Origin of the sequence: Shewanella sp. SM95 (assembly GCF_025653595.1) — a bacterium.
Lineage (GTDB): Bacteria > Pseudomonadota > Gammaproteobacteria > Enterobacterales > Shewanellaceae > Shewanella > Shewanella oncorhynchi.
The window spans coordinates 22,348-45,132 of the sequence record NZ_JAKKSE010000010.1 but is presented as its reverse complement, the minus strand read 5'-3'; the positions used below and the strand labels follow the sequence as shown (position 1 = coordinate 45,132).

The 22,785-nt window shown below is 47.0% G+C and carries 21 protein-coding genes; 12 read left to right on the top strand and 9 right to left on the bottom strand.

Annotation, left to right across the window (positions count from 1 at the left end):
• Positions 1-159: 159 nt before the first annotated feature.
• The 6 genes from L5M29_RS12375 (at position 160) to L5M29_RS12350 (ending at position 4,789) form a co-directional block, all read left to right on the top strand.
• Positions 160-1,203 carry an aminoglycoside phosphotransferase family protein gene (locus tag L5M29_RS12375; protein WP_263168050.1) on the top strand — a complete coding sequence of 348 codons (1,044 nt, stop codon included), beginning with the start codon at positions 160-162 and terminating at the stop codon, positions 1,201-1,203.
• Positions 1,200-1,877 carry an N-acetylmuramate alpha-1-phosphate uridylyltransferase MurU gene (gene murU, locus L5M29_RS12370; RefSeq protein ID WP_115335325.1) on the top strand — a complete coding sequence of 226 codons (678 nt, stop codon included), beginning with the start codon at positions 1,200-1,202 and terminating at the stop codon, positions 1,875-1,877. The genes L5M29_RS12375 and murU overlap by 4 nt, the downstream gene beginning before the upstream one ends.
• A 69-nt stretch (positions 1,878-1,946) precedes the next feature.
• Positions 1,947-2,735: a co-chaperone DjlA gene (djlA, locus tag L5M29_RS12365; protein ID WP_006080548.1), complete on the top strand. Its 789-nt coding sequence runs from the start codon at positions 1,947-1,949 to the stop codon at positions 2,733-2,735.
• Positions 2,736-2,776: 41 nt separating this feature from the next.
• Entirely contained in the window at positions 2,777-3,409 is a 633-nt protein-coding gene (locus L5M29_RS12360; protein WP_006085815.1) for a porin family protein, read from the top strand.
• A 35-nt stretch (positions 3,410-3,444) separates the two neighbouring features.
• Entirely contained in the window at positions 3,445-4,395 is a 951-nt protein-coding gene (locus L5M29_RS12355; protein ID WP_263168046.1) for a D-2-hydroxyacid dehydrogenase, read from the top strand.
• A gap of 25 nt (positions 4,396-4,420) precedes the next feature.
• Complete coding sequence (locus L5M29_RS12350; protein WP_263168045.1) at positions 4,421-4,789, top strand: cell envelope integrity protein TolA; 369 nt, start codon at positions 4,421-4,423, stop codon at positions 4,787-4,789.
• Positions 4,790-4,849: 60 nt separating this feature from the next.
• On the opposite strand, the gene L5M29_RS12345 is transcribed toward L5M29_RS12350, so the two are convergent.
• The 4 genes from L5M29_RS12345 to purT form a co-directional block, all read right to left on the bottom strand.
• Positions 4,850-7,147: a hypothetical protein gene (locus tag L5M29_RS12345; protein WP_263168043.1), complete on the bottom strand. Its 2,298-nt coding sequence runs from the start codon at positions 7,145-7,147 to the stop codon at positions 4,850-4,852.
• A complete protein-coding gene (locus L5M29_RS12340) occupies positions 7,137-8,603 on the bottom strand; it encodes a DUF3142 domain-containing protein (RefSeq protein WP_263168041.1) in 1,467 nt (488 codons plus the stop codon). The genes L5M29_RS12345 and L5M29_RS12340 overlap by 11 nt, the downstream gene beginning before the upstream one ends.
• Positions 8,604-8,746: 143 nt before the next feature.
• The gene (locus L5M29_RS12335) at positions 8,747-10,471 is read right to left on the bottom strand and encodes an RluA family pseudouridine synthase (RefSeq protein ID WP_263168040.1); all 1,725 of its coding nucleotides are present in this window, start codon (positions 10,469-10,471) and stop codon (positions 8,747-8,749) included.
• Between the two features lie 240 nt (positions 10,472-10,711).
• Positions 10,712-11,887, bottom strand: coding sequence for a formate-dependent phosphoribosylglycinamide formyltransferase (gene purT, locus L5M29_RS12330; protein WP_263168039.1), 1,176 nt, complete (start codon positions 11,885-11,887; stop codon positions 10,712-10,714).
• A gap of 275 nt (positions 11,888-12,162) precedes the next feature.
• Between purT and L5M29_RS12325 the strand changes: the two genes are divergently transcribed.
• From L5M29_RS12325 to L5M29_RS12310, 4 genes are all read left to right on the top strand, one after another.
• On the top strand, positions 12,163-12,555 hold the full coding sequence (locus tag L5M29_RS12325; RefSeq protein ID WP_028759246.1) for a DUF3302 domain-containing protein: 393 nt from the start codon (positions 12,163-12,165) through the stop codon (positions 12,553-12,555).
• A gap of 1 nt (position 12,556) precedes the next feature.
• Entirely contained in the window at positions 12,557-13,702 is a 1,146-nt protein-coding gene (locus L5M29_RS12320; protein WP_263168037.1) for an HlyD family secretion protein, read from the top strand.
• Between the two features lie 95 nt (positions 13,703-13,797).
• Positions 13,798-15,309: an AAA family ATPase gene (locus L5M29_RS12315; RefSeq protein ID WP_263168036.1), complete on the top strand. Its 1,512-nt coding sequence runs from the start codon at positions 13,798-13,800 to the stop codon at positions 15,307-15,309.
• Positions 15,310-15,444: 135 nt separating this feature from the next.
• A complete protein-coding gene (locus L5M29_RS12310; protein ID WP_263141545.1) occupies positions 15,445-16,080 on the top strand; it encodes a DUF2625 domain-containing protein in 636 nt (211 codons plus the stop codon).
• A 367-nt stretch (positions 16,081-16,447) separates the two neighbouring features.
• Here the strand turns inward: L5M29_RS12310 and L5M29_RS12305 are convergent, their stop codons facing one another.
• From L5M29_RS12305 to cysP, 4 genes are all read right to left on the bottom strand, one after another.
• Positions 16,448-17,578 (bottom strand): sulfate/molybdate ABC transporter ATP-binding protein, encoded by a 1,131-nt coding sequence (locus tag L5M29_RS12305; RefSeq protein ID WP_131523841.1) that lies wholly within the window; start codon positions 17,576-17,578, stop codon positions 16,448-16,450.
• Positions 17,575-18,441 carry a sulfate ABC transporter permease subunit CysW gene (gene cysW / locus L5M29_RS12300; protein WP_028759251.1) on the bottom strand — a complete coding sequence of 289 codons (867 nt, stop codon included), beginning with the start codon at positions 18,439-18,441 and terminating at the stop codon, positions 17,575-17,577. Before cysW ends, L5M29_RS12305 begins: the two co-directional genes overlap by 4 nt.
• Positions 18,442-18,450: 9 nt before the next feature.
• Complete coding sequence (gene cysT, locus L5M29_RS12295) at positions 18,451-19,296, bottom strand: sulfate/thiosulfate ABC transporter permease CysT (protein WP_105249982.1); 846 nt, start codon at positions 19,294-19,296, stop codon at positions 18,451-18,453.
• A 187-nt stretch (positions 19,297-19,483) separates the two neighbouring features.
• Positions 19,484-20,491: a thiosulfate ABC transporter substrate-binding protein CysP gene (gene cysP, locus L5M29_RS12290; RefSeq protein ID WP_028759253.1), complete on the bottom strand. Its 1,008-nt coding sequence runs from the start codon at positions 20,489-20,491 to the stop codon at positions 19,484-19,486.
• 212 nt (positions 20,492-20,703) lie between these two features.
• Between cysP and cysM the strand changes: the two genes are divergently transcribed.
• Complete coding sequence (cysM, locus tag L5M29_RS12285) at positions 20,704-21,582, top strand: cysteine synthase CysM (protein WP_105249981.1); 879 nt, start codon at positions 20,704-20,706, stop codon at positions 21,580-21,582.
• Between the two features lie 93 nt (positions 21,583-21,675).
• On the opposite strand, the gene L5M29_RS12280 is transcribed toward cysM, so the two are convergent.
• A complete protein-coding gene (locus tag L5M29_RS12280; protein WP_263168034.1) occupies positions 21,676-22,212 on the bottom strand; it encodes a DUF4136 domain-containing protein in 537 nt (178 codons plus the stop codon).
• A gap of 177 nt (positions 22,213-22,389) precedes the next feature.
• Here L5M29_RS12280 and L5M29_RS12275 point away from each other — a divergent pair, with 177 nt between their 5' ends.
• Complete coding sequence (locus L5M29_RS12275) at positions 22,390-22,695, top strand: DUF1289 domain-containing protein (RefSeq protein ID WP_263168033.1); 306 nt, start codon at positions 22,390-22,392, stop codon at positions 22,693-22,695.
• Positions 22,696-22,785: the final 90 nt, after the last annotated feature.

Below are 22,785 nucleotides of genomic sequence, written 5' to 3'. Positions count from 1 at the left end.
CTTTAGGTCAGTAATTATGATTTCTTATTCTGGACAAGTATGGATGGGGAAAGTTGCAATTGACAAACGCAACATCGCTTAATAAATCTCTCAATTTCTTAGCTGTTTCCAAATTCTATGCCAGCTATAATAAAGCAATTTTTCTTTAAGAGCCATGAAATGACTTTATCCGATCCGAGATTTCTTTCCCTTAATCAGTGGCTGAATGCTTATTTTTCCTGTGAGGTGATGCCTGTGTTGATTTCCGGAGACGCAAGTTTTAGGCGTTACTTTCGGATTTCGATGCCTGATGCTACCTTTATCGCCGCTGATTCACCGCCTCAGTTAGTGCCTATCGCCCCCTTTATTGCACTGTCGAATGCTTATTCAGCCGTGGGACTGACAGTTCCAAAAGTAATCCACGCCGATGCCGATTTGGGTTTTATGTTGATGAGTGATTTGGGCGATACCCAACTCTTATCTGTATTGACGGTACAAAATGTGGAAGGGTTTTACCGTCAGGCGCTCGATTTATTACCGCAAGTGGCCGCTGTGATTGAGTGCAAGAATCTTGATAGCGGTTTAGTTCAGGCATTACCTAACTACGATGAAGCCTTTGTTCGCCGTGAATTGCACATCTTTACTGAGTGGCTACTCGGCACTCATCTTAATTTGTCTTTGGACGAGTCAGAGCTGCAAATGCTAAGCGATAGCTTCGATCTGCTTGTCGACAATGCGCTATCTCAACCTAGCGTGGGGATGCATAGGGATTTCCATAGCCGCAATCTTATGCTGCAAGCAGGCGAATTGTGCATAATTGATTTTCAGGATGCCGTCGTCGGCCCTGTGACCTACGACGCGGTATCGCTATTGCGTGATTGTTATATTCGCTGGCCGCAGCCGTTAGTCGCAGACTTGATGCAATACCATTATCAGCAAGCACTCGCGCTAGGCTTCATTCCCGCACTGACCACTCTTGAGCAATATCAAACTTGGTTTGATCTCATGGGCTTACAACGTCACATCAAGGCGGTGGGGATTTTTGCACGGTTAAATTATCGTGACAGTAAACCTGCGTATATGGCGGATATTCCACTGACATTAACGTATATTGTCGACATTGCCATGCAGTATCCCGAACTCGTGTCATTTGCACACTGGTTGACTCGTCGCGTGTTGCCTGCGTTTGCAGCTAGCCAGTCTTTATCTGAGGTTAAGCAATGAAAGCCATGATCTTGGCCGCCGGACGAGGTGAGAGGTTACGGCCGTTAACGGATAATATGCCTAAACCTATGGTGCCAGTATTAGGTAAACCGTTGATTGTTTACCATATTGAAAAACTCGCCGCGTTAGGCATAGTCGATATCGTCATCAACCATGCTTGGCTAGGGCATAAATTAGTCGAGGCGCTGGGCGATGGCAGCGCTTTTGGGGTGCGAATTCGCTATAGCGCCGAAGAGAGTGCGCTTGAAACCGGCGGCGGCATTAAACGGGCTTTGCCTTTATTGTGTGAGGGGGAAAGCGATGAACCCTTTTTGGTCATTAATGGCGATGTGTTTATCGATGCCTTACCGCCAATAACGCAGCTTGCTGCCGATACGCTCGCCCATCTCTGGCTAGTGCCTAATCCTGAGCAGCATCCGCAGGGGGATTTCGCCTTGAGTGGCAATAGAGTGCAGGAGCTTGGTGAGAATAAGTACACTTTCTCGGGCATGGGCATTTATCGGCCTTCGCTGTTTAATAACACGCCGCAGGGCGCGTTTGCACTCGGTCCGCTGCTTAGAAAGCAAATGGCCCAAGGCCGAGTCAGCGGCGCGCTGTTTCACGGGCTTTGGTGCGATGTTGGCACGATTGCACGCCTGCAAGGGCTCGAACTGAGATTACAAAGCAATACCTAAATATCTGTGCTGGCTTATCCATAGGATAGTGCTGGCACATCAAATACATTATAGAAATCAGGATATAAGATGCGCTTTTGGGGTAAGTTTTTTGGGTTTATCATTGGCTTTATGTTCGGCCGCATCTTTGGTGCTTTGCTCGGCTTGTGGCTCGGACACCTCTACGATAAGCGCGCGGCTTCTGGCGTGGGGTTTCGCGAGGTTCTAGGGCAGGCTAAGAATCGCCAAGCGATCTTCTTCAATACCACCTTTGCGGTGATGGGGCATGTGGCGAAAGCGTCGGGACAGGTGACTGAAACCGATATTCGCATCGCGACCCTGTTGATGGATCAAATGCGCTTAACCGGTGAAGCCCGTAAAGAAGCACAGCAGGCGTTTCGCGAGGGGAAATCGGCGGATTTTGATCTACGCAGCAGCCTACAAGCTTTCCGCGTTATTACCATGGGACGCAAAGAGTTAGTGCAGATGTTCATCGAAATTCAGATCCAAACGGCATTGTCCGATGGTGAACTGGATCCCGCTGAACACGCTATCTTGATGACGATTGCCCAAGAGTTAGGTTATGGTCGAGCGCAGTTAGATGAATTACTGAAGCGCTGGCAAGCGGAGTTTCGCTTTCATCAGACCTCAAGTGGTAACAAAACATCGATTACCGATGCCTACAGTTTGTTGGGGATTACTAACGAGGCCAGCGACCAAGAGGTTAAGCGAGCTTACCGTAAGTTGATGAACGAACACCATCCCGATAAGTTAGTCGCTAAGGGCTTGCCACCGGAAATGATGGAGCTGGCAAATCGTAAGGCTCAGGATATTCAAGCGGCCTATGACAGAGTCAAGTCTGAGCGTGGTATGCGTTAGTCTTGATTGCTTTGGATTTTATAAAAGATAAGGAATTCATTATGAAACACACGCATTGCCTGTTGCTGTTGGCTAGTTTGCTCCCTGTGACTATGTCCGCGCAGGCTGAGGTGTTTGTCGCACCTTTTGGCGGTTATAGTCTGGGTGGCGGTCAATTTGATGTTAATCAAGTTGACGTCAACGCAGATCAAACGGGCGACAAGAAAAATGTGAAGGTCGAGGAATCAAGCCATTACGGCCTGATGCTGGGCATTGCCACGAATGATCCCGGTAATATTTATCTTTTATACAGTCACCAAGCCTCTGAACTCAAAAGTGGCGGTTTGTTTACGCCCGATCGTCTTACCTCTTTAGACCTAGATTACATCCACTTAGGCGGCACTTTATATTTCCCCCGTGGCGATATTCGACCCTATGTCACCGCAAGTGCGGGGATAACCCGCATGTTGCCCGACGCTTGGTCGAGTGAAACGCGTTTCTCTATGGGGATTGGCGGCGGGGTAGAGTATCAAGTGACTCCACACTTTGGTCTGTTTGCGGATATCCGCGGTTACGCGACGTTTATCAACAGCGACAGTTCGTTGTTTTGCAATGAAGATGAATGCCTATGGCACATTACGTCGGATGTGATGTGGCAGGCGCAGGCTAACCTTGGGCTCAAAGTCAGTTTTTAGCGCTAACACATCGTCTTAAAAGGAGATTTAGCGGCATGAAGATAGTTGTACTCGATGGCGAAACCTTAAATCCTGGCGATCTCAGTTGGCAATCCTTGACTGAATTAGGCGAGTTTGCGTGTTTCCCCCGCACCGCTGGCGCCGATATTGTCGCGCGTGCCCAAGGTGCAGAAATCATTCTCACCAATAAAACGCCGCTTAATGCTAAGACTCTGGCGCAACTTCCGGCACTGAAATACATAGGCGTATTGGCAACGGGTACTAACGTTGTCGATATAGCGGCTGCAAAAGCGCGCGGTATAGTGGTAACGAATGTGCCCGCCTATGCGCCCGATGCCGTAGCGCAGATGGTTTTTGCCCATATACTGCATCACACCCAAGCCGTGGCTGCCCATCATCAAGCCGTGGTCGATGGTCTGTGGGTGAACTGCCAAGATTTTTGTTTCACCTTAATGCCGCTGCAATCCTTAAAAGGCAAGACTTTAGGTTTAATAGGTTATGGTGATATCGGCCAGCAGGTTGGGACGCTCGCCCTTGCATTCGGGATGAAAGTGCTCGTCAATACCCGCTCTGTTATCAAAGACTTGCCCCAAGGTTCCACTTGGGTACCGCGTGATACTGTGCTGAGCGAATCAGATATTATCTCGCTGCATTGCCCGCTCACTCCTGAAACTGAGCAATTTATCAATCAACAAACCCTTGCTTTGATGAAGCCTAATGCGCTGCTTATTAATACGGCGCGCGGTGGATTAATTGATGAGGCCGCGCTTGCTGCTGCGCTTTTGCAAAACCGCTTATTTGCCGGTGTCGATGTATTATCGACCGAGCCGCCCAGCGCGGATAATCCCTTATTGCATGCACCAAATATCAGCATTAGTCCTCATAATGCGTGGGCGACTAAGGAAGCCAGACAAAGTCTACTCAATATTGCCGTTGCGAATGTGCACGGTTATTTACAGGGTGAAGTGATTAATTGTGTGAATTAAGGAATGTATTAGAACAAGGAATGTTATGTATAAGATAATTTTGATTATAGTTTTTGGATTAGTGTTTTGTGAGTGTGCTAGCAAGAGTCGAGTTCCTAAATCTTGTGACACAGTGAAAGAATGTTCGGCATTAGTGATGAATAAAATTCAATCAAACTTAGTCGTTGATGAATCTTTTAAAGACCAAATGGTAAAGGTTAATTTTCATCTTGATGAACAAGCAAATGTGGTTAATTACTCTGTAATACAACCAAGTCAGCTTGCTGAGCTAAACGAAGAAGTAAAAGCAGCAGTACATGCCTCTTCACCTTTCTCTGAAGTCTTATTCGCAGCACCTATTGTGTTTACCGAGATCAAGGAGATTAATCTTACTGTTACACCTTACTTTAACTAAACTGCATGATATGAAAATGGCGTATAGTGAAGGTCAGCTATGCGCCATATCTCTATATATTTAAAGGTTATTTTGTTGTTTTTTAGATCTTCTACGCATCCACCACACACCCAATAAGCCCGTGATTGCTAATACGCCAAATACGACGGGCTTTTTCAGCTTGTGATACAGGGCGTTCCATTCTGCAATTTCATTGGCCTGTGCTCGTTTTTCTGCCCCGTCAAAATCGGGCGTTTCACACTGCATACCAAAGTTTTCGGCCCAAGGCACAAAGGGGCCGTTGGCGACGTATTTGTTGTAGTAGCGTAGGGCAAGTTCTTGATCTCGATACAATATCCATCCAGTCGCTTGGCAGAGTAGCGCGGCATAGGCTTGGCTGTTGTGGGGCACATGATCCGATGCCTTGCTGGCCAGTTCCGCCGCCGTGTAACGATAATGAAAGCGTTTATCGGGAACGGCTTGGCTGGCGCTTAACCGCAACTGTTCTTTTTCGGCCAATTTGCTCGGTTCATTCCAATCGCTTAGATCGAATACCCCTTGGTATATAGCGTAATCTGGGGCTAATTCAAACCCTAAGAGTTCCATGCCTTGGTGGCGGGCAAGTTCGGCAACAGCCCAATAGGCTTTCGCGCTATCAATGCCTTTTGTTTTTTTCGCGGCATTCAACTCTGTGCCGTAGGCAAGGGCGCTGGCATTCAGTTTAGGATTAGGGAAGTAAACTGGCGCTTCAGCTATCGCGCCTTCGCGTAATAGCCTGCGACCTAGCAAGTAGCGCAAGCGGTTGTTAATTGGCTCAATATTATCGTACCAGTCGCTGTCTTTAGGGTATTCAAAGGCGATAAATGGCACATGTTCGTCGATAAATAACTTAAGTTCAGCCGTGGTGAGTACGCGCTCCGCCACATAGGCGATGTCTTGCCAGTACTCATCACCGCTGGCGAGTAAGTGATTGAGCGCATCGACATATTCGCCACGCTCTAGTGACAACACCCCTTGCTCGGCACGAATACGGCAGTAAGTGGCTGTATCTTCATCGGCATTAATGGCTTGTTGCTGAGTCTCTTTGGCATCAATTGTGGCCAATGCTTCATTAGATTGTTTTGGAAAGTGACGCGCTGCCTGAGCATAGGCCTTGGCCGCTTCTGCTTGATCGCCCTTTTGTAGCATTAATTTTGCGTTGAGCCACCAAGTGAGGCCGCTCGGTTTCGCTAGCGTTAATAGGCGCTCAGCACTGGCATAATCCCCTAACTGGTAATAAATCGCCGCTAATTTATCGCCATGGTTGAGCTGTAAGCCATCGGTTGGAAATACTTTAAGGAGCTCAGCAACCTTTAATCCCATTTCTGAAAGCTGGCCATTGTAGGCGAATTCATTAGTGCTGCTTTGCCAATAGGCAATCAATAACTGCTGCACGCTCGCCTGTTGCAGTAGCGGCTTAAGTTCAGCAATCTCTTTACCCATCAAAGTGCGGCTTAACATCAATAAGGAATCATAACCGCCGCTATCGCCCTGTACCGATTGGGTGGCATAGAGCTCAATAGCTTTATTTAGTGCATCAGGGGTGAGAGTCATTTGCAGCTCTGACTCAGTTTCACCAGCCCCTTGATTGGTCAATTGCGGGAGCGGCTGGCCTTGGTGTAGCAGGATATAGGCTTGCTCACCTAAGCTCGCTAAACTCAAACGCAGGGGATCGGCGGCGCCTTGTGCGACTTCGGTTTGTAATTGTGTCAGGTAAGTATTGGCACGATTAAAATGTTCAGGATCAGCCGAAGTCTTGCTTAAGATAAGCTCAATACGCGACAGCGAATAGAGTGCCCACAGGCTACGAGATGCGCGTTCACTTTGTGGTAATTTAATGATTTTGCTGAAATAGTTACTCGCCCTCTCATAATCTTTTGCTTCAAACGCTACGGCACCTAAGGTGTACCAAGTTAGCGCTTGTGGTAGATCTTTGTCTAACTTAGCGGCCATTTGCTCGGCTTCAATGGGGCCAGTTGCATCCCGCAGGGTGTTTACTAAGGCCAAATGGGCGTCACTTAACTCGCTGTTTTCAAAGGCGCGAGTTTGTGAAAGATAACGGCTATGCACTTCATCCCAGAGATATTCCTGTGTAGCGGGTGCATCTTGATACTGCCAAGGCAAAGGTTTTGCGAGGGCGGTTAGCTGCTGACTAAAGGAGGTTTGCGGTAAATAACTGAGATTGCTCTGCCTATCCTGAGTGAGTTGCAAAGGAAAATCGGGGCCGCAGGCCAATAGCATAGGGGAAAATAAGCTTAAACAAATGAGCGTGGTCTTTTTAAGCATAAAAGCCCGATTGGGTGTTGCCATGGTAAATGATAGTTTTGGCTTATGGCGCATAAATTCCCTGTAAATATAATGACTCACAACGTGCCCAGCCTATCACTTTTTGGCCGCCAGGGTTGAGCATGTGTGTTTGAATGTCTCTGTTTGATTGCGGCATAGGCATGATTGCAGTGCGTGAAACTGTTTTGGTTGGTGTCAACGCTGCTGTATTCTCAGCTCGCCATTGCCACGTTAACAGCCCATCTTTTTGTATTACGCTATAGCCATTTTGCGCATCATACCCGCTGCAAGCTTGTCCCGCTAGCGACAAAATAGGAGGAATTTCACCTGCAATATTACCGTGATTCATTAAGCTCAGTTGAAATAGCTGTGGCCTGTGGATTTCCAGATTTTTTGGCTTATTTTCAGCGGCTAATGTCGTTTGGGTTGTGGCCTTGTTATCGCTTGAGATCACTAATTCAATCTTGGCGGCAAGTTCACCTTGCTGTGCAACGGCGATTAAGGTGTTGAGTGGCCAAACTCTTTTATCCCCTTCCAGCGGCAGCCGAAACCAGATAATGCCTCTCAGTTTGGCATCTTTTTGAGTGTGTAGTTTTTGCACAAAGGCTTGCAATACTAGAGGATCGGCCATCAGTTCCTGTACTACATTGGCTGATTGGAGTTGATCGCGCAGCGGTGTTTCACTTTCAACTTTATAACCTGAAGCAGTACTGATGACCGCCGAACCATAGGCGGGGAGCGCAATAAGGTAAGGCACAGTGCTGATATTTGAGAGTTGCTGCACCCACTGCCAACCTTGAGTCGCATCGAATAGTCCGAGGCGTGGATCGCTTACGCTGTGAATTTGTAGCACGAGTTCATCAATACTGGTGAGTAACACGGGAAAATCGGCGCTACTGAGCCAAGCGGGCAGTGCAGTAATGCTGAGTTTGAGTTCTGTGGGTAACTGCGCTTTAAGCTTTTTAAGAAAATCCCGATAGGCTGGCAGTTTACTGTTGGCACTGTCGTGGTCGATTTCCACCCCAGCGATTTTAGTGCCTTTAGCCTGCCAGCTGTTAAGTACTTGGCTGATTTTACTGATGATCTCAGCATCATTGAGTCGAGTAAGTTGGCCATCTAAGCGAACCACAGCGATTTTGGGTCTAGGATCGGTCTGTAGCCAAGTGTGGTTAACGGCGACCTCAAACCAAATATCGGCACCATTGGGTTTGGGGTGTGCCTGCAGGGCTAAAATACGTAATCCTTGGAATGCACTTTGGCTTTGCACTAATGCCGTTTGATTGGAGGGGCGCCATTGGCGCTGCCAGATATAGACTTTCTGCGAAAGTGGCGCTCGAAGTGTTGTTGCTTCTGTAGCGGTTTTTACTGCGACACTGGTATTTGGGCTAGCCGTGATTTCATTGGGGTTTGATGCCGGCTGGCAGGCGCTCATAAATACGGCGGCGCTCAACAAAGCAAATAAGAACCATTGATTTTGGCTTATGTTTTTAACCAGATTGCCTATGCCCATACTACTGCTGTCGATTCCGTTTTGAGTGAGACATTACTATGCCTGAAAAATGCCACTTATACATCGCGGTCAAACTTCTGATAATGCCCACTAAGCTTGGTTTTCCTTTTGGTGCCTTGTTAATCAATATCAGAACTCAGATCTCAAAAATCAGGATCGACTTGAAAGCGTATCTGTTCACGGGTGACGGGATGTTGAAGCATCAATAAATCTGCATGCAGATGCAGGCGATTGGCGCGAGTGCCGTACAGATCGTCACCTACAATGGGCGTATTTAGCCCTTCTGAGTGGGCGCAGTGAACTCTGAGTTGATGGGTTCGGCCCGTTTTTGGGGATAGATATACGCGGGCTGTACGTGCCATTTCATCGATATGGCTCAATTCCCAATAGGTTTGGGCCGCTTTGCCAAATTCATGGCAAACGAGTTGCCTCGGTCTATCGTCTAAATCGCCACGCAGGGGTAAAGAGATTTGTCCCGCTGCCTGTTTATCTGCCATTGCTGTAGGGATCCCTGCTAAAAGTGCCACATAACGTTTAGTCACTGTGCGCTGGATAAACTGTTTTTGCAGCTGTTTATGGGCGTCTTTTGTCAATGCGATCACCATTAATCCCGAGGTCGACATATCGAGCCTGTGGACGATAAGTGGCCCAGTGGAATTGGGAAACGTTTGCCGCATGCGCGAATACACTGAGTCTTCAATTTCTTTGCCGGGCACTGATAAAAATTCGGCGGGTTTGTTCACAATCGCCATCGCCTCGTCTTGGTAGAGGATGCTTAAGGTTTTGCCTTCGGCGGGGTTCGTCAGCAGCGGATTTTCATCGACAACAAGCCCTTCGAGCATATGCCCCAAGATAGGTTGGCATTTACGCAGACAGGCAGGATAAAACTGCTTATGTTGGCGAATTTCTGATTTTGGCGGCGCCCCCCACCAAAATTCGGCAATCGCCAATGGTTTAAGACCGTGTTTAAAGGCGTAATGTAGCAACTTAGGGGCGGCACATTCTCCCGAGCCTGCGGGCGGTGTTAACTCAACCGTCCCGTTAAATATGCCGTTAAGGCTTTTTTCTGAGCCGCGAATATTCAAAAAACGATACTGCTCAAACAGCTTTTGCTGCAGCGCCGCCGAGAGCTGTTTACGCTGTAGTCTTAACGCGTCACGCTTATCAGTGAGCAGAGTTAACGCTTGGCTGATGGCATGGATACGCTCATCCCAATAGCGTTTAATATCTCTTAACTGATTCTTTTCATTAATGCTTTCTTGGCTGAGTTTAGCTTCGATTGCAGTATTTTCACGTAAAGTCTCATCAGTTGGATTGGCAGCCCATTGCACTGCGAGTTGATTGCGCTGCGTCTTGCGGGATTGACGGCCGTCGATCATCACTTGCCTGTGGGCGGCAAGCTTGGCTTGTGCTTGAGCTTGCTCAGCGTTGAGTTCGCTCGATAGCCGAGGAATATCGGGATGATTTTCTACTGCAAGTAGCTGCTCGTTAATTTGGTTGATTTGCAGATTTTCGGCGTGGAAAAAATTGTCCTTAGCCAGCATATCAAACACAGGTGGAACGAAGCGTGGCCAATGGTTCTGCTCAGCTAACTTGCCCGAAAATGCCGACAAATAGCCCACATCTCCCTGCGGATCTTGCACTAAAAGCACACCAAACATTTTACCAATGGCACCGGTTAACTCCCCCGTGAGGCCAAAGTTATGTTGCCAATCGTTTTGAGTCTCAAGGTGGCGTTGTAATTCGTTGGCAGCGATCACGCACAGTGGGTGCGGTTCGTAATAGAAAGGAAAGGTAAAACGCTGCGGTAGGGCATAGGCATCAATGGCTTGTGTGAAAGAGGTAAAGCAAGAAGGCTGAAGATGCATATTGGGGTCTACTGTTGGTTTTACTTATCTGGGTTAATTATCAGAGTTAAGCCACAACTTAGGATTTACCTAAATGCAAGCTGAGGGCTGGCAAGAAAGGGCGCTAGTTTACTCCGCCTATTGGGGACGGTCACTTTTTATTGGTGCGGCTCTGTGTTGAAAAAGGGAAATGGTATTAAAGCGCATTTCCCTTTGATGTGTCGCTTGTGCTTAAAGCCAATTTTAAACGGTTAAACCCGCTTAAAAGATGACTTTCACTTTACTGGCGCTATCGAGTGCTTTGCTGATTGCGCTGTCGATATCGATATCACGGGCAAGCGCGACACCTAAACGGCGGCGACCATCAATATCGGGTTTGGCGAATAATCTAAGCTGAGTGTTGACCGCTTCTAATGCCGCACCAATCCCTTGATAGCGGATATTGCTTGAGGTGCCTTCGGCCAAAATCACCGCCGAGGCACTTGGACCATGCTGATGGATATTGGGAATAGGCAGGCCGAGAATCGCTCTAACATGCAGGGCAAATTCCGATAAATCTTGGCTGATGAGTGTGACTAGGCCTGTGTCGTGTGGCCTTGGTGAGACTTCAGAGAAATAGACTTCATGGCCCTTAACAAATAGCTCTACGCCAAATAATCCATAACCGCCAAGGGCTTCGACCACTTTACTGGCAATAGCTTGGGATTTTGCTAACACTTCATCGGACATGGCTTGTGGCTGCCATGACTCGCGATAATCGCCATCTTCTTGCCTGTGGCCAATAGGCGCACAAAAGTGTATGCCGTTGACTGCGCTGATGGTTAACAGGGTGATTTCATAATCGAAGGGAATAAAGCCTTCGACTATTACGCGACCGCCGCCGGCGCGTCCGCCTTCTTGGGCGTATTGCCACGCTTTATGGCTGAGGGCGATATCGCGAATAACGCTTTGGCCTTTGCCCGAGGAACTCATGACTGGCTTCACCACACAAGGTACGCCAATTTCACTAATGGCTTGATTAAATTCGGTTTCGGTATCACAGAAAAAATACGGAGAAGTCGGTAAACCTAAGGTTTCAGTGGCGAGACGACGAATACCTTCCCTGTCCATAGTGAGCTTCGTTGCCCTAGCCGTGGGGATAATATTTACCCCTTCGGCTTCCATGTCCACTAAGGTTTGGGTGGCGATGGCTTCAATCTCTGGGATGACTAAGTGCGGTTTTTCTAACTCGATAACCGCACGCAGGGCGTTGGCATCGAGCATATTGATCACATGGGATCGATGCGCGACTTGCATGGCAGGGGCGTTGGCGTAACGGTCAACACCAATCACTTCAACGCCTAAGCGTTGCAGTTCAATGGCCACTTCTTTGCCAAGTTCACCGCAGCCGAGCAACATGGCGCGTCGTGCGCCCTCAGTGTAGGGAGTGCCTATCATGTGTGGGTACCTTTGATATTGTAGGGATGATGAGTTTTATGCTTGCGTTCTATGTCGCAATGATGTGGCTAGTTTAGCCTGAACAGGCTTTAGGATCATGGAGTAAATCGACAAGTGTGTCCCGGATCACTGGGGGCAAAAACGAAACAGCATATCTTTGGTTAATATTGAGGTTGAGAGCAAAGTCAAATGTTAATGTCATGTTAGTAGCATGTTTGGGGGCCATCCACTAATCTTTGGGATGGAATACATATTATTAATACAAGGAGATGCGGATGTTCTTAGATTACTTTGCGTTAGGTATTTTGTTTTTTGTCATCATTATCATGTTTTATGGTGTCATTGCCATTCATGATATCCCCTATGAAATAGCCAAAAAGCGTAATCATCCCCAGCAAGATGCATTGCATATCGCCGGGTGGGTGAGTCTATTCACCCTACATGCAATTTGGCCATTTTTATGGATCTGGGCGACTTTATACCGTGAAGATCGCGGTTGGGGGTTCAATACTGTAATGAAGCGAGAATTAGTTTTAGAGGAGGATGTGAATTCATTGCGCGAGACGGTCAGAGGGCTTCAGACTCGGCTTGAACAGTTAGAGCAAATAACTCCCATGAATATAGCGCCTGCTGTGGATGCGATAAAAACAGACAAAGTTGAGGTATAACATGGATTTATTACTCATACTCACCTATGCGGCCGTGTGTATTGCTATCTTTAAAGTCTTTAAAATTCCGATGAATAAATGGACTGTTCCCACCGCAGTGCTGGGCGGGGTGTTCATTATTGGTACCTTATTGCTCGTGATGAATTACAACCATCCTTATTCTCGTTTTGCCCGTGAATATTTTGTCACTATCCCTATCACACCCGCAGTAAAAGGCTTAGTGACTTCGGTGGAAGTGCAGCCTAATATGCCTGTTAAACAAGGGGATGTGTTATTTCGTCTCGATTCTATTCCCTTCGAGGCCGTTGTTAAACGTAAACGCGCAGCTTTGATGGAAGCAGAGCTCCAAGTGCCACAACTCGCCGCGGCGTGGGAGTCTGCTAAGGCTAATGTAGAGCGCGCTAGGGCCGATAAAGACCGTAATAAATCTGCCTTCGAGCGTTATGAGTTAGGCCGCAAGAAAGGGGGCGCGAATTCGCCTTTTACTGAACTGGAACTCGATAATAGGCGTCAATTGTACTTAGCCTCAGAGGCACAACTGACCGTTGCGAATGCTGAAGAACTGCGTGTCAAGCTGGCCTATGAATCTAATATTGATGGTGTTAATACCAAAGTGGCTGGCTTGCAAGCTGATTTAGCCAGTGCACTCTACGATTTAGAACAGACAGTCGTGCGGGCACCTGCAGATGGTGTGGTAACGCAAATGGCACTTCGTGCGGGAGCGATGGCAGTGCCTTTACCATTACGTCCAGTAATGAGCTTTATTCCCGACGAGCAACGCTACTTTGCGGGGGCATTCTGGCAAAACTCGTTAATGCGTTTGCAGGAAGGTGATGAAGCTGAAGTGATATTGGATGCCGCTCCAGGACAAATCTTTAAGGGAAAAGTGGCGAAAATATTACCCGCTATGGCTGAAGGTGAAGTTCAAATGGGCGGCGCGCTGCAGTCATCGGCTCGTTTATTTCAAAATGGTCGCGTTATTGTGCTGATTGATATCGAAGATGATGCTATCCGTACGCAATTTCCTGCGGGTGTTTCTGGGCAGGTTGCAATTTATACTGAACATTTCCATCATGTCGCTGTGATGCGTAAAGTATTGCTGAGGATGCAAGGTTGGCTGAATTACTTGTTTTTTGATGGACATTAACCCTTAATCGGTTAACTTTTGTCTGTTGTATCAAGTCCAGTTCGCTGGACTTTTTTGTGACACATTTTGGGGTGAATAAAAAGGAATTTGAAAGCATGCAAGATATTCACGATTTAACCTCAGTGCTGCGCTCCAATACGCCAATTGTAGTGATTGAAACCTATGAAGAATATCGTGTGGTTGAGCTGCTTAAGCGGGTCGCCAGTGTGCTCTATCAACCTGTGTTTACATGGAGCATTACCCAAGGCCTAGCACGGGTCGATAAGCCCTTGGCGGCGCAAAAGTTTAATAGCGAACCCACAGATCTACTCGGGCAAATTAAATCAACCTCGCAGCAGGGAATTTATGTGCTGTGCGACTTCCATCCCTTTGTGATTGATGCACCTAAGAATGTCCGTTTGCTTAAAGAAATCGCCCTTGAGTACGAGACGCTGCAACACACATTAGTGCTGGTGAGCCATGCCTTTGAAATCCCGCCTGAAATCAAACGTTATTGCGCTTATTTTCACTTAACTTTGCCAAGTACAGTGCAATTGCAAAATCTGATTTATCTTGAAGTTGATAAAATTCGTCACCAAGGTACGCCGCTACAGGTCGATGATAATGCTGTGGTCAAATTAGCCGATAATCTGCGGGGCGTGACTTTAGACGATGCCCGTCGTCTTGTACGCAAAGCCATAGTCAATGACGGTGCTATTACCTTGTCAGATATCGACGCCATCAATAAAGCCAAGTTTCAGCTACTCGATCTTAATGGTGTGCTGCAATTTGAATACGACACCAGTGATTTTTCACAGGTTGCCGGACTACATAATCTTAAAAAATGGCTCAAGCAGCGCTCGCCCATAGTGGCTGTCAGCGCTATTGACCAAGACGGCCAGCCGACTCCTGTTCAGCACGTCAAAGCGCTCGATGCGCCCAAGGGGATTTTACTGCTGGGCGTTCAGGGCAGTGGTAAGAGCCTAGCGGCTAAGGCCGTTGCGGGCGTTTGGCAACGACCTTTGCTTAGGCTCGATATGGCAGCCTTATATAACAAATACATAGGCGAAACCGAGAAGAACCTGCGTAATGCACTGGATCTGGCTGACATGATGTCGCCCTGTGTGCTTTGGATAGATGAAATTGAAAAAGGCTTAAGCGGGAGTAGCAGTGATGAGGGAACATCGACGCGGATCCTCGGCACCTTACTCACTTGGATGGCGGAGCGTAAATCTGAAGTGTTTGTGGTGGCTACCGCTAATGATATTCAAGCTCTGCCGCCAGAGTTGATGCGAAAGGGCAGGATGGATGAAATCTTTTTTGTCGATTTACCCGACGAAGCTATACGCAAAGCCATCTTCTTAATCCACTGTAAGCGCCGTGGAATCGATGTGGCGAGCTTAGATCTCGCCCAATTATCGGCTCGCAGCCAAGGATTTTCCGGCGCCGAAATCGAACAAGCGGTTATTGCTGCCATGTATACCGCAAGAAGTGTCGAGTGCAGTGTCGACCAAGTGCTATTACTTGAAGAACTTAGTAAGACACGGCCTTTATCTGTGGTCATGAGCGATAAAATCAATGCGCTACGACAATGGGCTGCAGGCCGAACCGTGAATGCCCATGAGTAAGATTTTTGCTTGATTCCATGAGTGCTAACTAGCATTTTTAAACGCTACATTGGCTTAGTTATTTTCGACATTCCCAAGGTACTGTTATGAATGATGAGTCGTTTTACTGGATATTAGTGATACAAGGATAAGAGATTGAAAAGTATATATGAACTGATTGATATCGAAGACTCTGGCATAAAAGTAGTCAATGAAATGGTTGCTGGTGCTGAGCATTGTGTAGAGATACTGCCGCCTTCAAAGGATCGGGTTGAAGTACTTGAATCACTTCAGGTATCGACTCGTTCGGTATTAGGGGCAATTGCCTACGAAACCGGTGGGATTTTGATCGACAATGGATGGATTCGTTTTTTCGGCTCTGGACATGAAAGATTGTCTAGAAACCTTACTGATTGGAATAGAAGTGCACATTATCTTTTAGTGGCGAATGACGTAGTTGGTGGATTTTTTGCTATCAACGGCGGCGGTTTAGGCGCAGATGTTGGGAATATATACTATTGGTCGCCAGACTCAATTCATTGGGAAGGGTTAGAAATCGGGTTCGCAGATTTTTTTCAATGGTCAGCTACAAAGAGAATCAATGAGTTTTATGCGAGTTTAGGTAAAGAGCGCTTTCAAAAAACCTATTCACAGATAGCTACAGATAAATGCCTGAGCTTTTATCCATTTTTATGGGCGAAAGAAGGTTCTATTGAAATAAGCAGCGTGAAAGTGGTGTCAGTTGATGAAATGTATAGGCTGAAATTGGAATTATTAACCTCGGTTAGTTAATTCGTTTACCCGCTGATTTTATGAGTACTTCTGCAATAATTATTTGTTATAAACATCTAATATATTGATTGTTAGATGTAAATCTGCTTATCAGCTCTATTGATTCAACATGGATGGGCTGTATATGCCATCCATGATTAATCACTTCTTCGGAGGGGACAGCACCAAGATCTAGCTGACGTTTTTGGCGGTATCTTGGGATTTCTCGTTACCGCTTGCATCAAAAATCAAAGCTGTCGCTATCACCAAAAGCTGTCGCGGCAATGCCTAATGAGTGCTTTAGTGTTGGCGTGACAATTGGTTTGAATCTTAGCGGTATCCACTCCCTGTGGTACCGCTAATGCTGCTTATTCCTATCATGATGACATTAGATATCAAAGGCGAGACTGCCCGGAGTCAGGAATGGCCAACTTAGACGCGTCGGTGAACTCTCACCCTGCGCACCAAAGAAGTAAGCTGTTCTTGGGGTAGCGTAAACTACACTGCCTTTTTGCAACCCGAGTTCCTGCAGATTATGGTGGGTGAATTTGGCTTCCCACAGTTCTTCGCTATGCCAGCCGTGTGGTGCTAATTCCAGTCTTACTTCGGCGCCAATGGGGGTCATGGCGACAATATTGAACGGCAAATTGGCCTGACTATTGGGCTTATTTGACAGCGCTAATTCGTGACTGCGTACATAGAGAACACCATCTTGCTGCAGTGTTTGCTGTTCTGGAGGTGTTAAAAATGCTTGACCATTTTCCCAACGTTTTTGTTGCCAACTGGCTTCAAAGACATTGACGTTACCAAGAAAATCAAACACAAAGCGACTATTGGGGTGTGAGTATAGCTCAGCAGGTGTATTAATCTGCTCTATATGACCATTGCTCATCACTACCACTCTATCTGAGAGCTCAAGCGCCTCATCCTGATCGTGGGTCACAAACACGCTGGTGAATTTCAATTCATCATGCAGGCTGCGTAGCCAGCGGCGTAGTTCTTTACGCACTTTAGCATCTAAGGCGCCAAAGGGTTCATCCAGTAGCAAGACTTCTGGTTGGGTTGCGAGTGCGCGGGCCAATGCAATGCGCTGTTTTTGTCCTCCTGAGAGTTGTTCTGGATAGCGCTGTGCGAGATGGCCTAGTTGTACTGTTTCTAGCAGTTGTGTCACTCGCTTATGAATTTCTGCCGCCGAAGGCCTTTGTTTTTTCGGCATGACTTCGAGTCCAAAGGCGACGTTATCGGCGACCGTCATATGGCGAAACAGCGCGTAGTTTTGAAACACAAAACCCACGCGTCTTTCACGCACATGCACTTGGGTGACATCTCGGTTGCCGAATTGAATTTGGCCGCTATCGGCTCCTTCAAGACCGGCAATAATCCGCAGCAGTGTAGTTTTGCCTGAACCTGATGGTCCCAGCAGACCAATCATTTCCCCTTCTTGAATATCGAGATTAAGTGGGGAAAGCGCCTGAAATTGGCCAAATTTCTTGGAAATATTAGTAAGACGAATACTCATAGTTGGCTCTGCTCTTTATTGTCATTGGCGGTTAAACTGCGTTGTTGCCGCCATTCCACTACGGCTTTTAACATTAGGGTAAATAGGGCGATCAGGGCCAGTAATGACGCGCTCGCGAAGGCGGCTTCGGCCTGATAATCTTCATACAATAATTGCACATGTAAAGGTAAGGTATTGGTTTCGCCGCGAATGTTGCCAGACACGACAGCAACGGCACCAAATTCTCCTACGGCTCTGGCATTGGTGAGGATCACACCGTAAATCAGTGCCCATTTGATGTTGGGCAGGGTCACGCGGCGAAAGAGTTGCCACCATGACGCTCCGAGGATCACTGCAGCTTCTTCTTCCGATGCGCCCTGTTGTTGCATCAATGGGATCAGTTCTCTGGCTACAAAGGGGCAAGTGACAAAAATGGTCACTAATAGTATTCCCGGCCAAGCAAACATGATCTGCAGATCGTGCTCATATAGCCATTCGCCCAGCCAACCACTGTTGCCATAGAGTAGCAAATAGAGTAAACCTGCGACGACAGGGGAGACAGCAAATGGAATATCAATCAGCGTGATCAGTAACTTGCGACCGGGGAATTCAAAGCGAGTCACGCTCCAGGCCAGCATGATTCCGAACACTAAATTGATCGGTACTGTGAGTGCTGCCACCATCAGTGTTAAGCCAATCGCATGCAGCGAATCCGGTTGAGTTAAGTGTCCAATATAACGCTCCCAACCTCCGACAAACGCCTGCTGAAAAATACTCACCAACGGCAATAGCAACAATAGCAAGCCTAAGAGCACGGCGAGGGTAATAAGGCTCCATTTGATCAGGGGCGCTTCACCGACTCTTAAGGGTTTAAATGAGTTCATATTCGCTCCTTATCGTCCATGAATGCGGCGCAGATAACGCGCCTGCCAGAGGTTTATCAGCAGTAATAGCAGTAACGAGGTCATTAGAACCACTGAGGCAATGGCGCTGGCACCTGCAAAATCAAATTCTTGCAGGCGGACAAAGATCATTAACGAAGTGATTTCACTGATATAAGGCATATTGCCAGCGATAAAGATCACTGCACCAAACTCACCCAGACTGCGGGTAAAAGACAGTGCCGTTCCAATCATTAATGCTGGCCAAAGGGAGGGCAAAATAACCCGCCAGAATACCGAACGATCCGAGGCGCCAAGTGTCATTCCCGCTTCTTCTTCCTCGTGGGATAACTCTTCGAGAACGGGTTGTACTGTACGAACCACAAAGGGAATACTGGTGAAAATCATCGCGACCACTATGCCTAGCGGGGTGTAGGCAACTTTTATGCCCCATTCTGCTAATAGACTACCGATTTGGCCGTTTTCCGCATAAAGGGTGGCTAAGGTGATACCGGCAACGGCGGTCGGCAAGGCAAAGGGTAAATCTACCAATGCATCTAAAATGCGTTTGCCGGGAAATTCATAACGCACGAGTACCCATGCGAGTAATAATCCGAAAAGGCAGTTAAATAATGATGCCGCGAGCGCCGATAGTATGGTGACTCGGTAACTGGCAACCACTCTGGGATCGGCAATCACACCCCAGTATTCGGACCAGCTCATTGAACTGGTCTGCATGATTAGGCCTGTGGTTGGCAATAATAGAATTAGGCTGACAAACAGCAGGGACACACCTAAGCTGATGGTAAAACCGGGAAGAACCCGCTTATGGCGTAAACGCCCGTTATTAAAAATCACAGAATAATCACCCGATCAGGTTAATTGCGTTAAACCAATACTATTTATACGGTTCGCTCGTTGTTGGCTCAAGCCATTTGTTGGATGCAATCTTTACGGCTAACACTGATTGATAAATGCCAATTAGCGATAAACCCGAGACTTTGCTCGGGTTCAATGTTGATATCTTACTACATTAAGGACGATATCAGCGCTTTAATAGCTCATCGAGTTTTGCACCGTTAGCAAACTGCGTTTTCATCGCATTATCCCAACCACCGATGATTTGCTCAACAGTTAGCAGGTCAACGGTAGGGAACTGCTTAGCAAACTCAGCTTTTACCTTTTCGTTGTGTACACGATAGCTGAATCCTGCCAGTAGACGTTGTGCTTCTTCACTGTAGAGATAATTCAAATACTCAGTTGCGAGTTCCTGTGTACCGTTACGCTTAGCATTTTTTTCAACTACAGCGACGGGGAACTCTGCCAGAATCGAGGTTTTTGGTACAACCACTTGGTAATCGTCCGTACCATACTGCTGGCGGATATTGTTCACTTCCGATTCAAAGGTAATTAATACATCACCGATCCCACGTTCAACAAAGGAGGTGGTCGCACCGCGGCCGCCTGTATCAAATACTGCGACATTACCGAGGAATTTTTTCAGGAATTGATCCAGTTTAGCCTGATTATCCTTACCATAGTTTTTCTGAGCATAACCTAATGCGGCTAAATAAGTGTAGCGAGCATTACCAGAGGTTTTTGGGTTAGGAAAGACCAGTTTAACGTCATCTCTCGCTAAATCGCCCCAGTCGCTGATCTGCTTTGGGTTACCTTTGCGTACCAAAAATGCGATGGTGGAATAGTAAGGTGAACTGGCGTTAGGCAGTAATTGTTGCCAATTTTCAGGGATCAATTTACCGCGGTCATGGAGGACCTGAACGTCTGTTACTTGGTTAAACGTCACCACATCTGCGGGTAATCCCTGCAGAATAGAGCGTGCCTGTGCAGATGATCCTGCATGGGATTGTTTAATTTCGACGGTTTTACCTGTTTTCTCTTCCCAATGTTTGGCAAAAACGGGGTTGTAGGCATTGAATAATTCCCGTGCGATATCATAAGAGGAATTAAGCAGGGTTTGATCTGCGGCAGTCACATTGAGTGAGGTTCCCAGAATTAGGGTTCCTAGCAGGGCCTTTATCAATTTTACGGACATTTTTAACTCCTTAATCTGGCAATTTTGTCAGCGTTATGGCACCTAGAGTAATAGAATTAATTGTCTATAAAAAGCCAGTTGAATAGAACTTTTTTGAATAACTATGAGCGATTTATTTTATGTTATAAGCAGTATTCACCGTGTTTGTCAGTGGTAACCGACTTAGAATAGGCTATCGCTTAGTTGTTTTTATCAAGTAAAGGATAATCCTAGTGTCTGACTTTCCGACAATTGAAGCCTGCATCGGGCAAACTCCGCTGGTTCGCTTGCAGCGGCTTAACTGTGGTACTTCCACTGTACTGTTAAAATTGGAAGGCAATAACCCCGCGGGTTCAGTAAAAGATCGTCCTGCACTTAATATGATTATTCAGGCCGAACTTCGCCAAGAAATAAGCCCTGGTGATACGCTTATTGAGGCAACGAGTGGCAATACTGGGATTGCGCTGGCGATGGCGGCGGCAATCAAAGGATACAAGATGATCCTGATTATGCCGAATAATTCGACTCAGGAGCGTAAGGATGCGATGCAAGCCTATGGCGCAGAACTCATGCTAGTGGATAACATGGAGACTGCGCGGGATTTGGCGCTGCAGTTACAAAGCGAAGGCAAAGGTAAGGTGCTGGATCAATTTAATAACCAAGATAACGCTAATGCCCATTTCCTCACGACAGGCCCTGAGATCTGGCAACAGAGTCTAGGCAAAATTACCCACTTTGTGTCAAGTATGGGGACGACGGGTACCATAATGGGTGTGTCAAAATACCTTAAAAGTTGTAATCCCGACATCACTATCGTCGGCCTTCAACCCGCCGATGGCAGTGCTATTCCAGGGATTCGGCGTTGGCCGCAGGCATATTTGCCTGGGATTTTTGATGCTTCTTGGGTTGATTTAGTTATGGATATTGAAGAGCAAGATGCAAAAGCCATGGCGAGAACCTTAGCGCGAGAGGAAGGGATTTGTGCAGGAGTCAGTTCGGGCGGAGCCGTGTTTGCTGCGCTGGAGATTGCTAAACAATATCCGGGTTCTGTGGTCGTGGCGATTGTCTGTGATAGGGGCGATCGTTACCTTTCGTCAGGGCTTTTTTCCTGAGTCCAAGATATTTTCGCCTAAGATATTTGACGACAAGCATTCTTCATTAGTAAAAATGGGCGGAATTCGCCCATTTTTATTGACTCTTTATAATCATTTTTTCGGTGGGAACTGCGCCAAAATTCGGCTGACGGCTTTGGCGGTATCTTGGGCTTTCTCATTGCCGCCTGCATCGAAATCATAACTGTCGCTACCACGCCAAATGAGCGCTTTGGTTTTTGGATCGACAATATCTATCTGAATAGTTTGAATTTTAGCGGTATCACTGCCCAGTGGTACCCCAACACTAGTACCGATTCCTATCCCACCTGAACGGCCGAATGTGCCTGTACCTAATCCAATAGATAGCCCTGAATCCTTAGGTTTATCTTGGGTCAGTAGGGCGTAGGCGACGTTAAAGTCGGGCGACGCTGTATTTTCTACAAATCCTTTTTGAGTCAACTGGTTGTTGATTTCTACTTGAATACGCTGGGCGCTGAGCGGGTCGTCCGTTGGCTGTGGCGTTAGCTGGGTAAAGCTATGTAGTGCGCTGAAGTCGTAATTGAGATCGTAATCGTTTTTCGGTTTACTGCTACAAGCGCTTAATAAGGCAACGGCGACGAGCAGACTGGCAAAGTGACGGTATCCCATGATAGTGCTCCAAGTTGTACAAACTCTGTTCAATGTGCCTTGATTAAGGTTGTTTCTGCAAGTACTTTAGATAAGTGTGTTGTATTTGAATCGCTTTGAATGCAATTCCACACGCTTTGTTTTTAGCAAGGCTCGTTTTGAGTATGGTTCATTTTTAGATAGGAATAGCGGCGGGTTATGGAACAGTTAGCCTTTTTTGATATCCCGAGTCCTTGTATCGGTGTGTGTGTTACCGATGCGCGCGGTTACTGTAATGGTTGCCTGCGAAGCCGTGACGAAAGATTCAATTGGTTAACGTTTTCAGATGCGCAAAAGTACGATGTCATTCGCCTGTGCACTCAACGTAAACGCCGTCGCCAGTTGGCGATGATGAAAGTACGGCAAGCACAAATTGAACAAGAAAGGGCGGCGTTAAATCCGCAGTTAAATTTTGAGCCTGAGCCCGAAGCCGATCTCGATTTTGGTGGCTTCGAGCTAGACTAATATTTTGAATTGCAAGTTAAATAGGCCAGTTAAATAGTCTTGTTTAACTGACTTGTTTTACTAGCTTGTAGAATTAGCGCGTTAGATGAA

Coding starts and splice junctions, on each gene's coding strand:
- L5M29_RS12375 (WP_263168050.1), top strand. CDS start 160: ATGACTTTATCCGATCCGAGATTTCTTTCCCTTAATCAGTGGCTGAAT.
- murU (WP_115335325.1), top strand. CDS start 1,200: ATGAAAGCCATGATCTTGGCCGCCGGACGAGGTGAGAGGTTACGGCCG.
- djlA (WP_006080548.1), top strand. CDS start 1,947: ATGCGCTTTTGGGGTAAGTTTTTTGGGTTTATCATTGGCTTTATGTTC.
- L5M29_RS12360 (WP_006085815.1), top strand. CDS start 2,777: ATGAAACACACGCATTGCCTGTTGCTGTTGGCTAGTTTGCTCCCTGTG.
- L5M29_RS12355 (WP_263168046.1), top strand. CDS start 3,445: ATGAAGATAGTTGTACTCGATGGCGAAACCTTAAATCCTGGCGATCTC.
- L5M29_RS12350 (WP_263168045.1), top strand. CDS start 4,421: ATGTATAAGATAATTTTGATTATAGTTTTTGGATTAGTGTTTTGTGAG.
- L5M29_RS12345 (WP_263168043.1), bottom strand. CDS start 7,147: ATGCGCCATAAGCCAAAACTATCATTTACCATGGCAACACCCAATCGG.
- L5M29_RS12340 (WP_263168041.1), bottom strand. CDS start 8,603: ATGGGCATAGGCAATCTGGTTAAAAACATAAGCCAAAATCAATGGTTC.
- L5M29_RS12335 (WP_263168040.1), bottom strand. CDS start 10,471: ATGCATCTTCAGCCTTCTTGCTTTACCTCTTTCACACAAGCCATTGAT.
- purT (WP_263168039.1), bottom strand. CDS start 11,887: ATGATAGGCACTCCCTACACTGAGGGCGCACGACGCGCCATGTTGCTC.
- L5M29_RS12325 (WP_028759246.1), top strand. CDS start 12,163: ATGTTCTTAGATTACTTTGCGTTAGGTATTTTGTTTTTTGTCATCATT.
- L5M29_RS12320 (WP_263168037.1), top strand. CDS start 12,557: ATGGATTTATTACTCATACTCACCTATGCGGCCGTGTGTATTGCTATC.
- L5M29_RS12315 (WP_263168036.1), top strand. CDS start 13,798: ATGCAAGATATTCACGATTTAACCTCAGTGCTGCGCTCCAATACGCCA.
- L5M29_RS12305 (WP_131523841.1), bottom strand. CDS start 17,578: ATGAGTATTCGTCTTACTAATATTTCCAAGAAATTTGGCCAATTTCAG.
- cysW (WP_028759251.1), bottom strand. CDS start 18,441: ATGAACTCATTTAAACCCTTAAGAGTCGGTGAAGCGCCCCTGATCAAA.
- cysP (WP_028759253.1), bottom strand. CDS start 20,491: ATGTCCGTAAAATTGATAAAGGCCCTGCTAGGAACCCTAATTCTGGGA.
- L5M29_RS12280 (WP_263168034.1), bottom strand. CDS start 22,212: ATGGGATACCGTCACTTTGCCAGTCTGCTCGTCGCCGTTGCCTTATTA.
- L5M29_RS12275 (WP_263168033.1), top strand. CDS start 22,390: ATGGAACAGTTAGCCTTTTTTGATATCCCGAGTCCTTGTATCGGTGTG.